Source organism: Aestuariibaculum sp. YM273 (genome assembly GCF_030908365.1).
GTDB classification, from domain to species: domain Bacteria; phylum Bacteroidota; class Bacteroidia; order Flavobacteriales; family Flavobacteriaceae; genus Aestuariibaculum; species Aestuariibaculum marinum.
Window position 1 is genome coordinate 2,407,678 of sequence record NZ_CP133090.1, and the last position, 14,913, is coordinate 2,422,590.

Annotated in this window: 14 protein-coding genes; 12 read left to right on the forward strand and 2 right to left on the reverse strand. The window is 37.9% G+C overall.

All coding sequences use genetic code 11. The features are described 5' to 3' along the window. Positions 1–5: 5 nt before the first annotated feature. The 10 genes from RBH94_RS10350 to RBH94_RS10395 all read left to right on the forward strand — a co-directional run bounded on the left by RBH94_RS10350 (position 6) and on the right by RBH94_RS10395 (position 11,332). A complete protein-coding gene (locus RBH94_RS10350) occupies positions 6–653 on the forward strand; it encodes a CoA pyrophosphatase (RefSeq protein WP_307880829.1) in 648 nt (215 codons plus the stop codon). A gap of 52 nt (positions 654–705) precedes the next feature. Next, the gene (locus RBH94_RS10355; RefSeq protein ID WP_307883157.1) at positions 706–1,503 is read left to right on the forward strand and encodes a 1-acyl-sn-glycerol-3-phosphate acyltransferase; all 798 of its coding nucleotides are present in this window, start codon (positions 706–708) and stop codon (positions 1,501–1,503) included. 39 nt (positions 1,504–1,542) lie between these two features. After that, the gene (recQ, locus tag RBH94_RS10360; protein ID WP_307880830.1) at positions 1,543–3,654 is read left to right on the forward strand and encodes a DNA helicase RecQ; all 2,112 of its coding nucleotides are present in this window, start codon (positions 1,543–1,545) and stop codon (positions 3,652–3,654) included. A 165-nt stretch (positions 3,655–3,819) separates the two neighbouring features. Beyond that, positions 3,820–4,386 carry a pentapeptide repeat-containing protein gene (locus RBH94_RS10365; protein WP_307880831.1) on the forward strand — a complete coding sequence of 189 codons (567 nt, stop codon included), beginning with the start codon at positions 3,820–3,822 and terminating at the stop codon, positions 4,384–4,386. A 6-nt stretch (positions 4,387–4,392) separates the two neighbouring features. Further along, the gene (locus RBH94_RS10370) at positions 4,393–5,268 is read left to right on the forward strand and encodes an AraC family transcriptional regulator (RefSeq protein ID WP_307880832.1); all 876 of its coding nucleotides are present in this window, start codon (positions 4,393–4,395) and stop codon (positions 5,266–5,268) included. An 86-nt stretch (positions 5,269–5,354) separates the two neighbouring features. After that, positions 5,355–6,593, forward strand: coding sequence for a multidrug effflux MFS transporter (locus RBH94_RS10375; RefSeq protein WP_307880833.1), 1,239 nt, complete (start codon positions 5,355–5,357; stop codon positions 6,591–6,593). Positions 6,594–6,656: 63 nt separating this feature from the next. Further along, the gene (locus RBH94_RS10380; protein ID WP_307880834.1) at positions 6,657–7,265 is read left to right on the forward strand and encodes a hypothetical protein; all 609 of its coding nucleotides are present in this window, start codon (positions 6,657–6,659) and stop codon (positions 7,263–7,265) included. A gap of 72 nt (positions 7,266–7,337) precedes the next feature. Beyond that, positions 7,338–8,342, forward strand: a complete 1,005-nt coding sequence (locus RBH94_RS10385) for a glycoside hydrolase family 43 protein (protein WP_307880835.1) — start codon at positions 7,338–7,340, stop codon at positions 8,340–8,342. 82 nt (positions 8,343–8,424) lie between these two features. Beyond that, positions 8,425–10,752 (forward strand): type IA DNA topoisomerase, encoded by a 2,328-nt coding sequence (locus tag RBH94_RS10390; protein ID WP_307880836.1) that lies wholly within the window; start codon positions 8,425–8,427, stop codon positions 10,750–10,752. A 1-nt stretch (position 10,753) separates the two neighbouring features. Continuing rightward, on the forward strand, positions 10,754–11,332 hold the full coding sequence (locus RBH94_RS10395) for a pseudouridine synthase (protein WP_307880837.1): 579 nt from the start codon (positions 10,754–10,756) through the stop codon (positions 11,330–11,332). 141 nt (positions 11,333–11,473) lie between these two features. Here RBH94_RS10395 and RBH94_RS10400 read toward each other — a convergent pair whose 3' ends face one another. Both RBH94_RS10400 and RBH94_RS10405 read right to left on the reverse strand, forming a co-directional pair. Further along, positions 11,474–12,106 carry a hypothetical protein gene (locus RBH94_RS10400; RefSeq protein WP_307880838.1) on the reverse strand — a complete coding sequence of 211 codons (633 nt, stop codon included), beginning with the start codon at positions 12,104–12,106 and terminating at the stop codon, positions 11,474–11,476. 3 nt (positions 12,107–12,109) lie between these two features. After that, on the reverse strand, positions 12,110–12,604 hold the full coding sequence (locus tag RBH94_RS10405; RefSeq protein WP_188224528.1) for an RNA polymerase sigma factor: 495 nt from the start codon (positions 12,602–12,604) through the stop codon (positions 12,110–12,112). Between the two features lie 216 nt (positions 12,605–12,820). Here RBH94_RS10405 and RBH94_RS10410 point away from each other — a divergent pair, with 216 nt between their 5' ends. After that, positions 12,821–13,828, forward strand: coding sequence for a DUF6340 family protein (locus tag RBH94_RS10410; protein ID WP_307880839.1), 1,008 nt, complete (start codon positions 12,821–12,823; stop codon positions 13,826–13,828). 100 nt (positions 13,829–13,928) lie between these two features. Further along, a complete protein-coding gene (locus RBH94_RS10415) occupies positions 13,929–14,675 on the forward strand; it encodes an energy transducer TonB (protein ID WP_307880840.1) in 747 nt (248 codons plus the stop codon). Positions 14,676–14,913: the final 238 nt, after the last annotated feature.

Here is a 14,913-nt window from a genome sequence, read left to right on the forward strand (position 1 = left end):
AGTGTATGAATTTTGATGAATTTTTATTAGTTGCTTCAAAAATAAAAAATATACCACTACCAGCCGAATCTGCGCAGTTTAAAATGGTTCCTACGTTTCGTCGTGAAGAATTACGCCTGGAACGTGAGGCTGTAAAACAGGCACGGCAGGCTGGCGTTATGGCTTTGTTTTACCCCGATAGATCGTATACCACGCATATTATATTAATCTTACGGAAGACGTACAAAGGGGTGCATTCGGCACAGGTAGGCTTTCCCGGCGGGAAGCTGGAAGACGACGATCCGTCTATTGAAGCGGCTGCCGTTCGTGAAACTTTTGAAGAGGTAGGGGTGCCACAACACAGTATTAACGTGTTGCGCCAGTTAACCGAAGTGTATATTCCGCCAAGCAACTTTTATGTGTTTCCTTTTATTGGATTTTGTCATGAAACACCGCAGTTTATAAAACAGGATGAAGAAGTCGAGGCACTTATTGAGGTGGCTTTAAGTGATTTTCTGGACGATACCAACGTAATTGCTAAAACCGTACAAACGTCTTATAGTCCTGAAGTTGAGGTGCCTGCCTTTAAACTAAATAATCATGTGGTTTGGGGAGCTACTGCCATGATGCTCAGTGAAGTAAAAGACTTATTAAAATCGGCCATGGTAGTTTAATAGATTTATTACATTTGTAGCTGCTAACTAAATATATTTGAGGCACGATTTTATGGGGTTGTTTAAGAAAAATCCGTTTGGGCATATACTTATTATAAAGAAGTGGTTAATTCGTGTACTTGGTGCAATGACGCATCAGCGCTTTCGCGGATTTAACGAACTACAAATTGAAGGTTCTGAAATTATTAAAAACCTGCCGGATAAAAACGTGCTGTTTATTTCTAATCATCAGACCTATTTCGCCGATGTGGTGGCTATGTTTCACGTGTTTAACGCGAGTTTGAGTGGCCGTGTCGATTCTATAAAAAATGTAGGCTACCTGTGGAATCCAAAGCTCAATATCTATTATGTAGCGGCTAAAGAAACTATGAAAGCCGGTTTACTACCTAAGGTGTTAGCTTATGTGGGGTCGGTAAGTATCGAGCGTACATGGCGATCGGAAGGGAAAGATGTAAACCGCCAGGTACGTATGAGTGATATCTCGAATATAGGTAAAGCTCTGGACGATGGTTGGGTTATTACCTTTCCGCAAGGAACCACCACGCCATTTAAGCCTATTCGTAAAGGAACAGCCCATATTATAAAACGTTATAAACCAGTAGTGGTGCCTATTGTTATTGATGGGTTCCGCCGTTCGTTCGATAAAAAAGGATTACGCATTAAAAAGAAGAACATTCTGCAATCGATGGAAATTAAAGCGCCGTTAGAGATTGATTACGATAACGAAACTACCGATGACATTGTAAAGAAAATTGAATATGCTATTGAACAGCATCCTTCGTTTTTAAAAGTAATCCCTCAAAAAGAATTAGAGGCTCAGGAAGAATTGAATAAACTTAGAGAGTGGTAGGCTAAGCTATTTACAGAGGTCTCTTCACGACATAGCTACATGCAAATTACAAACCTTCAAAATCTGGTGGTATCGAACCTGAAGCATTATTTTGGTTACGATAGTTTCCGTGCACAGCAAAAAGACATTGTAGAAACGGTATTAAGCAAACAGGATTGTTTGGTAATTATGCCTACAGGTGGCGGAAAATCGATATGTTTTCAGTTACCGGCATTGTCGTTTCCGGGAGTCACGTTGGTCATTTCACCTTTAATAGCCCTGATGAAAGATCAGGTGGACGGCTTAAATGCCAACGGTATTAAAGCGTCGTTTTTTAACAGTAGCCAGAGTGCTGAAGAGCAGGAGGCCATTATGGGGCAGGTGGTTGATAAACAGTTAAAACTGCTTTATGTTGCACCGGAAAGCTTAGCCGGTTTACAGAATATATTAAAGGAAACCTACATTAGCTGTGTGGCGATTGACGAGGCGCATTGTATCTCGTCGTGGGGTCATGATTTTCGTCCCAGTTACCAGCAGTTGGGCTTTTTAAAAGCCAGTTTACCCAATACGCCTTTTATTGCTTTAACCGCGACTGCCGATAAGGCGACACGCGACGATATCTTAAAGCAGCTGCAAATTGAGCACGCCAAACAGTTTATTTCGTCGTTCGATAGAACCAATATTTCACTGGAGGTACGTCCTGCCGATAATCGGGTGTCACAGATTGTGAAATTTATTAGAAAACGCCCCAATCAGTCAGGAATTGTGTACTGTTTAAGCCGAAAAGCAACTGAGCAACTGGCAGATAAACTCGCTAACAACGGTATTAAAGCAAAGGCCTATCATGCCGGACTGAATTTTGATGAGCGTAGCAAAGTGCAGGAAGATTTTATTTTCGATAAAACACAAATTGTTTGTGCTACCGTTGCTTTTGGGATGGGAATCGATAAATCGAATGTGCGCTGGGTAGTGCATTATAATATGCCTAAAAATATAGAAGGTTACTACCAGGAGATTGGTCGTGCCGGACGTGACGGATTAACATCGCATGCCTTGTTATTTCATAGTTATGCCGATGTGATTCAGTTACGAAATTTTGCTAACGGTACTTCTAATGAGGAAGTTCAGGTTGCTAAAATAGAACGCATGAAGCAGTTTGCTGAGGCGACTACCTGCCGAAGAAAAATATTACTGAGTTACTTCGGGGAGTTACTGGCTGAGAATTGTGGAAATTGTGATGTGTGTAAAAATCCGCCACAGTTTTTCGATGGAACTATTATAGCTCAAAAGGCGCTGTCTGCAATCTATCGCCTGAAAGAAACCGAAGCCGTTGGGATGGTAATTGACGTATTGCGGGGTTCGCATAATGCAGCAGTGCTTGATAAAGGATATACCCAGCTAAAAACCTTTGGTATAGGTAAAGATATCGCATGGAAAGACTGGCAGCATTATATTATTCAGTTGATTAATCAAGGGTTTTGTGAAATCGCTTTTCATAAGAATAACGCTTTACATCTCACCGAGTTCTCTAAAAAAGTGCTGTTTGAAGGACTTAAAGTATCCTTAACCAAACCGATAGAAGTTGCCGAAATAAAACCAGCAACCCGAGAACGTAAAGTTGCCAAGTCCAAAGGCTCTGGCCTTTTTGAGCGTTTACGTCAGTTGCGTTATAAAATCGCTTTAGAAGAAAATATTCCGGCATATCTGGTATTTAGTGATGCTACTCTAAAAGAAATTGAACGCGAACGCCCGATGAGTGAAGACGACTTTTTAAGCATCAGTGGAGTTGGTAGGCGTAAGCTTGAGGTATACGGTGATGAGTTTATTGCCGAGATTCTCGATTTTATGGGGTCGAAGCAAAAGAAACCAAAAAAGACCGATACGCATTTGGTAACTTACGACCTTTATAAGCAAGGGCTGTCTGTTGAAGAAATATCGATAAAGCGCAAACTTAAAGCGCCAACCATTTATTCGCATATCGCCAAGTTGTACAAAGACGGTAAAGCCATTAATATCTACGATTTTGTTACCAAAAGTGAAGTGGCTGCGGTAAAAAAAGCCTATAAAGAACTGGATGCACCCAGTGCCTTAAAACAGTATTTCGATTACTTTAACGAGCAAATGGATTATTTTAAAATCCGTTTGTCCTTGAGTGTGATTGAAAAAGGGTAGGAGTAGGTTGTCATACTGAACTTGTTTCAGTATCTATTTAAAGTGATAGTAGTCATTTATTGCATTTCTTGTTATCTTCGAAAAACATAATACCTGTCATGCTGAATTTATTTCAGCATCTCTAAATACCATGACTGGTCATCAACATAATTATAAAGTTAATCAATGCATATCACAGAAGACGAAGTTTTCGAAAAACAGGATTTTACAATAAACCGATTGCCAAAAGGTGATTACGATTACTGTAGGTTTATTAATTGTAATTTTTCGGAGAGTTTTATGTCTGAAATTAAGTTTCTGGAATGTGAGTTTATCGACTGCAATTTAAGTTCGGCTAATATTACGCATACCAGTTTTCAGGATGTGGAGTTTAAGGATTGTAAAATGCTTGGGTTGCATTTTGAGTATTGTAACACCTTTGCTCTGGAGATTAAAATCGATGACTGCATACTCGATCATTCTTCCTTTTATCAGGTGGGGTTAAAAACAAGCCGAATAACTAACAGTAAATGTGTGCATGTCGATTTTACCGAGTCCGATTTAAGTGGGGTGGTGTTTAACGGTTGCGATTTTAAAGAGGCGACATTTCAAGATAGCATTTTAGAACATACCGATTTTAGAAAAGCAACAAATTATCGAATTCATCCTGAGCATAATAAAATGAAAGGTGCTAAATTTGCTTTGGAAGGCGTTTCTGGACTCTTGGAGGCGTACCAAATAAAAATAGAATAACTCTCTATGAAGGTATTCGATACCATAGACGATCTACTTACCGAACTCCATGTGACCAAAAAAAGCGTGTCACCAGATTTCTTTATTCTAAAGTTTGACGATTTAGATTATGCGCGAACAGTAGAGACCTTTCCGCATTACAAGAGGTTTTTCGAGATTACGTTTTACGAGGAGAATAAGAATGAAGTGCAGGTAGGGCATACCAAGATGAATGACTTAAGTGATTCTATTATGTTCACGTCGCCTATGCAATCGCTTTCGGTAATTCGTAAGGAAAAACCGGTAGGTATCATAGTGTTTTTCAAAGCCAAGTTTTTTACGCCCAAACGTCACCAGTACGATATACAGCATGAGTTTCCGTTTTTTAAACTAAATACCAAACCGTCGTTTAAAATTAGTAAAGACGAAAAGCAGTATATCAAACAGCTACTGGAAGCAATGCATCGTGAGTTCGAAAATAACGAAGCCCAATGCGTTGAGATTATTCAATCGTATTTAAATATTCTGTTGAATTACATGAAGCGCATTTTAAAAGGCGAATCGGGTAATGTGAAATTGAAGCGCTACGAAGAGCTCACCAATGCCTTTGAAGAGCTGTTGTTGGAGGAAACCGGGAAGTATAAAACTATAGCCGAATATGCGAGTTTGCTCAATATTACTCCTATTTATTTATCGGAATGTACTAAGCGGGCTAACGGTCGTTCGGCCAAACAGATTTTAACCAATTATCAGATGCTTCGTGCCAAGTCTTTACTGGTACAAACCACAAAATCTATTGAAGAGATATCAATGATTATGGGGTTTGAAGAAGCGACCAACTTTATTAAATTCTTTAAAAATAATGAAGGCGTGACACCTTCAGTTTTTAGAAAACTACCTTAAAAAGTATCATTTTCACCTAATTTTGAATTGCTATTAAACTGGCATACCGAACTACCTTTGCATCTTCCGAAGGGAAAATATTGCAAATGAAAAAGTTTAGAGTTAATAAGGGTAATAGTAAAATTATCATTTTGTTTTTGGCGGCATTGATAGCATTGTCGCCATTTGCAATTGATTCGTATCTATCTGCCATGCCGCTTATGGCGACATTTTTTGGCGTAGATATTAATGTGATAGAATTAACTATTACCTTATATTTTCTGGGGTTTTCTATTGGTAATTTTTTTGGAGGTCCGTTGTCGGATGCTTTTGGGCGTAAACCTGTTGCTTTAACAGGAATTACACTTTACGGACTTTCAGCACTAACTATACCATTTTGTTCTGCAATAGAGGGTGTTTTGGCGCTAAGAATACTTCAGGCTTTTGGCGGTGGTTTTGCAACAGTTACAGCGAATTTGTTTATTCGTGATTGGTATAAAGGCGAAAAAGTAGCTAAACTGATTACGATCACAACCATGATTATGATGCTGGCACCGTTGTTTGCTCCAGTGTTTGGCTCGGTAATTATTCATTATAATGGATGGCAAGGCGTCTTTTTATTTTTGTTTATCTGGGCGGTAATTCTGTTTACGCTATTTTATATGCTTATTCCGGAATCCAGAGAAGATAAGTTAATCTCCAGACGGTTTAATACAAAAGAATTATTAGGAAAGTACAAAGTATTTTTGTCCGATAGAAAATCGGTGATTATGCTTATGGCAATTAGCTTTCCGGTGTCCGGACTGTATATTTTCATTACCAGTTCGTCCTTTATTTATCTGGAATATTTTAAAGTCGATCAGGCACATTTCCCGTTAATATTCGGCGCAACCATTTTATTAAACATCTTATTATCGTTATTAAATACCTATCTGCTTAAATTCTACAAGCCTAAACGCTTATTGCGCATTGGTTTATACATGCAGCTGTTGGCAGGGTTTCTACTGTTTTTAACCGTGCAGTCTGGAAATGTATCCTTCTGGAGTGTATTTGTGTTAATTGTATTTTATGTTGGTAGTTTAGGTCTGGTTTTTGGTAACGGAACAGCTTTGATTCTTAATATAAATCCCGAAGTTAGCGGTTCAGCCAATGCTACCTTAGGAATCTTCAGGTTTTTATTAGGTTTTGTTTCTGGAACCTTAATAGCGTTATTTCATTCTAAAGATTTAGTGCCTATAGGTGTTGCTATGTTCACTTGTAGCTTGATTGGAAATCTGTTCTTTTTCATGTCTAAAAAAGTGAAGAAGAGCAGTCCTGTATTTGCTATAGATACAGCTGAGGAATAAATTTATGGATATTTGTAAATGAATTTGATTAAATTTAGGATAGTTTTCTAAATTAATACGTTCATGAAAATAAAACTTTTATTATTTGCCATTGTTGGTGTCTTGCATGCCTGTAAAAATAAGGAGGAACATCAGGTTACTGAGCCTGTAGAACAGCCGGTGGAACAGGTTGAGGTTAAAAAAGAAATGCCAAAAGAAATCTATGCACCCCAAAGTGTAAATGATGCTTTGGCAGAGCAAATAAAGGATTTTATTACTACCCAATATTTATCTGAAGGGGATTTGAATATTATTGATGCGTCACAACGAAAGTTTCAGCTTTATCAAATCGATTTGAATAACGACGGTAAAAATGAAGTCTTCGTTAATTTTATGACGTCCTATTTTTGCGGAACAGGTGGATGTACCATTCTGTTATTAAGCCCCGAGTTAAAAACCATCACAAAGTTTACAGTAACCAGAACCCCGTTATGGGTAGAGCAGACGGTGAAAAATGGTTGGAAGATTATTTTAACCAGATCTCAGGGAGAATTAAAAGAACTGACTTATACAAACGGAACCTATCCATCCAATCCATCAATGGTTGAAAAAGCACCTTATGATGCTGCCAGTGGTCATGCCGAAATCCTTTTTGATGATAATTTTAGTCCACCTAAAACCTATAGTTTTTAAACTGTAATTAGGAAGTTTTAATAAAAAGTGTAAATTTACCTCTTATTATATTTGATTAAAACTAAACTAAATATGAAATTCTTTTCACCACTATTTTTATTAGCCTGTCTGACTATATTTTCATTACAGTCTTTTGCACAGAATGAACAATTTAATAATCCAATAGCTGAAGAACGCGCCGACCCATGGGTGTTTAAAGCCGATGATGGAACCTACTACCTAATTGCGACTGTGCCTGAGTACGATAAGATAGTTATTAGACAAGCCAAAACTATAAACGGATTAAAAGAAGCCGAAGAAAAAGTTGTTTGGACCAAGCATAAAACCGGAGTTATGGGGCATCATATCTGGGCGCCTGAATTACATAAAATTGATGGTGTGTGGTATATTTATTTTGCCGCTGGTGAAGCTGAAAATATCTGGAATATCAGAATGTGGGCTTTATCAAATACCTCTAAAGACCCAATGCAAGGCACCTGGAAAGAAGAGGGTAAAGTGAAAGCCAAACAGGAGTCGTTTTCTTTAGATGCGACAACTTTTGAACATAAAGGTAAACGTTACATGATCTGGGCTCAGAATGTACGCGGTGGCGAACACGGTACAGGATTAGTATTATCTGAAATGGAAAATCCAACCACATTGGTAGGACCAGAAGTAGTTATCACAGAGCCTGAATTCAGCTGGGAACGCATGAAATATAATGTTAACGAAGGGCCGGCAGTTATAAAGCATGACGGTAGAATTTTTGTAACCTATTCGGCGAGTGCTACCAATCATAATTATTGTGTTGGTCTGTTGTGGATTGATGAAGATAAGGATCTTTTAGACCTTAAAAACTGGAATAAATCGCCAGGACCTGTGTTTTATACCAACGAAGATGTAAAACGTTATGGGCCAGGGCATAATTCATTCACCACTTCAGAAGACGGTAAAGATTTAATTATGATTTATCACGCACGTGATTATAAGGAGATTAAAGGCCATGAATTATCAGATCCAAATCGTGCAACCAGAGCCAGAGTAGTAAAATGGACGCCAAGTGGTTTCCCTGATTTCATGCAGTCTATTGGTGATTAAATTCGTTAATAACTCCTGAAAAGTCTTTTTCAAAAACTACTTCAAAATTGCTATTTTGCGGACTCTTATTTAGTGAAACCAAATGAAAGTCTGTATAGCCGAGAAACCAAGTGTGGCACGAGAAATAGCCACTGTTTTAGGAGCGAATGCCAAACGCGATGGGTATTTCGAAGGGAATGGCTATGCAGTAACGTATACGTTTGGGCATTTGTGTACACTAAAAGAACCTAACGATTATAAGCCTTATTGGAAAAGCTGGGATTTGAATAATCTGCCCATGTTACCTGAAAAGTTTGAAACAAAAGTGGTAGCAAACTCAGGAATACAAAAGCAGTTTAAAATTGTGAAAAGTCTGTTCGAAAAAGCCGATGTGGTTATAAACTGTGGGGATGCCGGGCAGGAAGGAGAGCTTATTCAGCGTTGGGTAATGAATGAAGCGAATTACAAAGGTGAAGTGAAACGTCTTTGGATTTCATCCTTAACCACCGAGGCCATAAAGGAAGGCTTCGATAATTTAAAACCATCTGAAAGCTACGATAACCTTTATTACGCGGGCTTTTCAAGAGCGATAGGCGACTGGTTACTCGGTATGAATGCAACGCGTTTGTACACTTTAAAACATGGCGGATACAAGCAGGTTTTATCTATTGGGCGTGTACAAACCCCAACGTTGGCTATGGTTGTGAATCGTTTCAAGGAAATTGAAAACTTTAAACCACAGCCATATTGGGAATTACAAACCTTGTACCGCGATACCTTGTTTAGTTGTGAGGAAGGTCGATTTCTTAAGAAAGAAGAAGGAGAGGTTTTAGCCAATCTTGTTAAGGAAAGTGATTTCGAGATTGTTTCCATTGAAAAGAAAGATGGTAAGGAATATGCACCAAAACTGTTTGATTTAACTGGTTTACAGGTGTATTGTAATAATAAATTTGGTTTTTCAGCCGAAGATACTTTGAAGATAGTTCAGAGTTTATACGAGCAAAAGGTTGTAACCTACCCAAGGGTAGATACCACGTTTTTACCAAGCGATGTGTACCCTAAAGTAGAAGGTATTCTTAGAAAATTAACAGATTATGCGACTTTAACGCAACCTTTATTAGGGAAGAAAATAAAGAAATCCAGCAAAGTATTCAACGATAAGAAAGTTACCGATCACCATGCGATCATTCCCACGGGGATGCAATCACAATTGCCGTATAATCAAAAACAGGTTTACGATATTATCGTGAAACGGTTTATAGCCGTGTTTTACGATGATTGCTTAGTGGCCAACACTTCGGTAATAGGTGAAGCCGATAAGGTGTCGTTTAAAACTACAGGTAAAGAAATACTAAAGAAAGGTTGGCGTGTGGTGTTTGAAAGTCCGGATAAAAAAGAAAAGGAATCCGGGATTCTACCAAGCTTTGAAAAAGGTGAAAAAGGACTTCATGAACCTTCATTTTTAGAAAAGGAAACCAAGCCGCCAAATCAATATACCGAAGCCTCGTTGTTGCGTGCCATGGAAACAGCAGGAAAGCAGGTGGATGATGAGGATTTACGAGAGTTGATGAAGGAAAACGGTATTGGTCGCCCGTCAACGCGTGCCAATATTATTGAGACCTTGTTTAAGCGTAAATACATCAAGCGAAATAAAAAACAGGTGTTGCCAACGGTTACAGGGATTCAGTTGATAGAAACCATTCAGAATGACTTATTAAAGTCAGCGGAATTGACAGGAAGTTGGGAAAAGCAACTGAAAGATATTGAAAAAGGCGAGTATAGTGCCGGAGCTTTTATAAAAAATATGAAGCGCATGGTTGATGCTTTGGTGTATGAGGTGCGTAGTGAGACCAGAAGGGCGAATATTTCACATGCCGTAACAGTTAAAAAACGTGAGGCGAAAGCCGAACAAAAAAAGCAGGCCGGTATCCTTGCAGAAACTTGTCCGAAGTGTAAACAAGGCAACATTATAAAAGGGAAATCAGCGTATGGCTGCAGTGCATATAAGTCGGGATGTAACTTTGTGATGCCGTTTTCGTTTAGCGGTAAGAAAATCTCCGAAAAGCAATTTGTGCGATTACTTCAAAAGGGGTCGACAGTTAATTTAAAAGGTTTTCAAACCGATGCAGGTAAAGTAGAAGGATTGGTACGTTTTGATGATGACTTTAAATTGAAATTGGAACCGAAGAAAACAGGGAAACTTAAAACTTCAGAAGTAAAGTCTTCTACCTCTGGTGAAGCTAATTCCGATGAATTGAAATGCCCAAAATGTAAGCAAGGTACCATTATAAAAGGTAAAACCGCTTACGGATGCAGTGCTTATAAATCGGGGTGTGATTTTGTGATGACGTTTGAGGCTGTGAAAGAAAAAATAAACGGACAAACGCCAACCAAGGAATTGGTATATAGTATACTAAGTGGAAATGTGTAATATGGAGCACAAGCACTTTATAATCTACAAACCTTTCGGCTTTTTAAGTCAGTTTTACAGTAACGATAGCAAACAACAAAAAAAGAACTTTCTAGGTAGTTTACATGATTTTCCTGAAGGAATTATGGCCATTGGCCGTTTGGATGAAAAATCGGAGGGCTTATTGTTATTGACAACGGATGGCAAAACCAGTGACTTTGTAAACAGTAAAAAGGTAGATAAGGAATACTATGCTTTGGTGGACGGAGCCATAACCGATGAAGCTGTTCAACAGATTGCTGATGGGGTAGAAATAGGCTTTAATGGAAAGAAGTACCAGACAAAACCCTGTAAAGTGTTTAAACTTGAAGAGGAGCCTGATTTACCAACTCGATCGAAAAAGATACGGGATGCGCGTCACGGACCAACCACCTGGATATCGGTTACCCTTAATGAAGGTAAGTTTAGGCAAGTACGTAAAATGACATCGGCAGTAGGTTTTCCAACATTGCGTTTAGTCCGCGTTAGAGTGGGACACTTACATTTAGGACAAATGCAGGTTGGCGAGGTTATACCAATAGATCTTTTAGAGGAGTTTTAATGTTTAATTTCATTATTCGCAATAGGGATTACTCATAAACTCTTATTGTTATAAAATGGAAATCGTCATTACGAAAGTATTTGAAGCAAGCTACCATGTAGCGCGAAAAGCCCGACCCTTAGAAGAACGCCCGAAATAGTATTAAATTTCTAATTTCTTTAATTCCCTGTAATTCTTATTGAGACGCTTAAGTAATAAACCATAAATAAGGCGGTAAAACAACCATAAAATCAGTATAAAAACTACGGTGAAAACAACCACAATCATAGAAGTAACTACCACTTGTTTGGTTGTGAAATGGGCAAACTTATCGGTGAGTTCGGGATCGTGGGTAAAGGCATAATAAAACCCAATAAGTAACGAAACTCCAGCGACAACCAAATTGTAAAGCACATAGTACTTAATTATTTTACGGGTTTTTATAATGCTTTTCATCAGGTTTTTAATGCTGTCAGTAACAGAAATAGCTCTGTATGCTTTATACAACAGGTAAATAAATAACAAGATGATGCCGTAACTAATAGTGGTGATAGTGCCAAATACGTATTCGTTGGTGTATACCGAATCGAGTTTCGCTTTATAGCCTTCGGAAGCAAAATACGGGATGAAATTGATAACAATCCAAAAGGCAAGTTCGGCGATGCTAATGTAAAATAAGGTCTTAACAATAGAAGACGATTTTTTTTGCAGCATCGGGTAGATATCTTTTGCAGATAGTTTATTGCGGTCAGACGGTTTGTTCCAGTCTTTTTTTAGTAAATCTAATTCATCCATAGCTTACGGATTTAATATGGTTTTTAGTTTGGTTTTAATTCGGTTCATTTTCACTCGTGCATTCACCTCGCTAATTCCTAAAGTTTCACTTATTTCTCGGTAGTCCTTGTCTTCTAAATACAGAAATACAAGGGCTTTTTCTATATCGTTAAGTTGGTGTATAGCTTTGTATAAAATTTTTAATTGTTCCTCTTCGGTATTGTCATAAGCTTCAGATTTTATTTTAAAAGATACACCATCAAAGTCTTGCGTTTTGACAGAGCGTTTCGATTTTCGGTACAGTGTAATAGCTGTATTCAGACTTACACGATACATCCAGGTACTAAATTTCGCATCACCTCTGAATTTTGGGTAAGCTTTCCAGAGTTGAATGGTTATTTCCTGAAATAAATCGTTATGTGCATCGTAATTATTAGTGTACAATCGGCAAACTTTATGTACAATATTTTGATGCTTCTCTAGCAATTCAACAAAACTATGTTCTAGTTCTTTTTTCAAATTAGTGGTTTAGTTATACTGTAAGTAGCTTAAAAATTTAAAACGTTACAAGGTTATAAAAATAATATTTTTGATAATATGAATAAAACATGGTTAGTCCGTTTAAATAAAAGCTAAAACTAAAAATATTAGTAATATAGCAATCGGTAAAACAGGACGTTAAAATATAAATGGCATGTTTCTTGTTTTTATCTGAAAAACTTAAACCCAAAAGACATGAAAAACATCTACTTTTTATTAATAGGAATACTTGGTTTGAGCTTGACATCCTGCGGCACTTCAGGCTATGTGTATTTAAATTATCCGCAGGAACCAGCGGTTATTCTACCTGAGAATGTGTCGAATGTGGTTCTGGTAAACCGTTCGTTAACAAAGGTTGAAGATAAAAACGCAGAGACCATGGAGGCCATCACCACAGGGGAAGTGATGGGATCGGACAGAATTGCATCAGACGAGGCTATGAAAGGGGTGTACGATGGCATTCACAACAAGAGCCATGTTCAAATTATTATGCCAGACACGCTACGTTTGTACGGTACAGGCACACGAACCACGCCCGATTTATTGCCATGGGATAAGGTATCTCAAATATGTGAAAAGTCGAATGCCGATGTGTTACTGGTATTGGAAAACTTCGATTCTAATTCCGATTTAATTCGTTCGGCAGTGGTCGATCAGGTTAATGCGGTAATTACCACAGGAAAACCAAGTGCTAGAATTCCAACCGGAGCTCGCGTAAATGTTCGAAGTTACTGGAGGTTGTACGACCCGTATTCTAAAACTGTTATCGATCAGTTTCAGCAAACCCACTACATGAATTTCGATTTAGTCAATGGGATGCCGCCAATGAACGCCTTAAGTGAAACAGCCTATGCCGCCGGATTTGATTATATCAATAGGTTTTTGCCAAGTTATTATCGTGTAAAACGAGACATGTATAAAAAAGGAAAAGGACGTGATAAAGACTTATTCAGCGCTGGGTGGCGCTCAGCAGAGGTCGCTAAATGGAATGATGCCATTGCTGTCTGGAAACGTATTATAAATGATAATCCAAGAAGTAAATCGGCCGGACGTGCTGCTTTAAATATAGCTGTATCTTACGAGGTTTTAGGTGATACCGATTTAGCTTTACAATGGGCCCAACGTGCTTACCGCGATTACGGTGATAAAGAAAGTCGGGACTATGCTAAAATACTACTTAGAAGGCAACGAGTAGAAGGTTAAAACTCACGTTTTATGTAGTAAATTTTCTAGGTGATATATGATAAATGTCATAGTAGTAATCGAGCGTATAGGTTAATTTTACTACTATAAATAAACAGCTATGTTACCTAAAAAAAATCCCGATGTAGAAATTGGCAGAAACAGCAGTTTATATTTTGCTATCGGTCTTAATATCATGCTATTTTTGTCTTGGCAAGCTTTAGAATATAGAACCTATGAAACAGAAGATGTTGATATAGGTTATGTAAATATGCAGGCCCAAACTGAGGAAGAAATTCCTATTGTGCAATTTACCCAAACCTTACCGCCACCGCCACCACCTCCTGCTATTGTAACAGAGAGTGTTGAAATTGTGGAGGATGAAGAAATTATAGAAGAAACTGTTTTTGAAAGTACTGAAGTAACTCAAACAGATGCTATTGTTGAATATGGCGATACAGACTTAGGTGTTTCTGATGTTGCTGTTACCGAAGTAGAAGAAGTTGCTGAAGTACCATTTTCAGTTATTGAAAACGTACCCGTGTTTCCTGGATGTGAAGGGAAATCTAAAGCAGCAACTGTGAGATGTTTTAATTCTAAAATGTTAGAACACGTAAAAAATAATTTTCATTATCCAGAAGCAGCTCTTGATTTAGCTATTGGTGGACGTGTAACGGTAGTATTCATTATTGATGAAAAAGGTTATGTAACCAGTATTAGATCTAGAGGCCCTGATAAAATTTTAGAAAAAGAAGCTGAGCGTATCGTTAGCTTATTACCTAAAATGAAACCTGGAAAACAACGCGGTAGACCTGTAAAAGTAAACTATGCAGTACCGATTGTTTTTAAATATAGTGCTACACAATAATATAAGGGTAATGTAGTATAATTACCGTTGGGTTTAACGGTAATGAATAAAGTCAATGAATATTGCTGCATCAGTATTCATTGGCTTTTTTTGTTCTTAATAGTTCACTTATCACAATTCAGTAATTAAAAATGACAGTTCGGTAAAACATTTTTCGGAACCCCATGTTAAGGTCGCAAATTTGTACTGTAGTTAGATTGATTATGATTCCTTTTACTAAATTTAAGGAATAATAATA

Coding starts and splice junctions, on each gene's coding strand:
- RBH94_RS10365 (WP_307880831.1), top strand. CDS start 3,820: ATGCATATCACAGAAGACGAAGTTTTCGAAAAACAGGATTTTACAATA.
- RBH94_RS10370 (WP_307880832.1), top strand. CDS start 4,393: ATGAAGGTATTCGATACCATAGACGATCTACTTACCGAACTCCATGTG.
- RBH94_RS10355 (WP_307883157.1), top strand. CDS start 706: ATGGGGTTGTTTAAGAAAAATCCGTTTGGGCATATACTTATTATAAAG.
- RBH94_RS10410 (WP_307880839.1), top strand. CDS start 12,821: ATGAAAAACATCTACTTTTTATTAATAGGAATACTTGGTTTGAGCTTG.
- RBH94_RS10390 (WP_307880836.1), top strand. CDS start 8,425: ATGAAAGTCTGTATAGCCGAGAAACCAAGTGTGGCACGAGAAATAGCC.
- RBH94_RS10415 (WP_307880840.1), top strand. CDS start 13,929: ATGTTACCTAAAAAAAATCCCGATGTAGAAATTGGCAGAAACAGCAGT.
- RBH94_RS10375 (WP_307880833.1), top strand. CDS start 5,355: ATGAAAAAGTTTAGAGTTAATAAGGGTAATAGTAAAATTATCATTTTG.
- RBH94_RS10350 (WP_307880829.1), top strand. CDS start 6: ATGAATTTTGATGAATTTTTATTAGTTGCTTCAAAAATAAAAAATATA.
- RBH94_RS10400 (WP_307880838.1), bottom strand. CDS start 12,106: ATGGATGAATTAGATTTACTAAAAAAAGACTGGAACAAACCGTCTGAC.
- recQ (WP_307880830.1), top strand. CDS start 1,543: ATGCAAATTACAAACCTTCAAAATCTGGTGGTATCGAACCTGAAGCAT.
- RBH94_RS10385 (WP_307880835.1), top strand. CDS start 7,338: ATGAAATTCTTTTCACCACTATTTTTATTAGCCTGTCTGACTATATTT.
- RBH94_RS10395 (WP_307880837.1), top strand. CDS start 10,754: ATGGAGCACAAGCACTTTATAATCTACAAACCTTTCGGCTTTTTAAGT.
- RBH94_RS10380 (WP_307880834.1), top strand. CDS start 6,657: ATGAAAATAAAACTTTTATTATTTGCCATTGTTGGTGTCTTGCATGCC.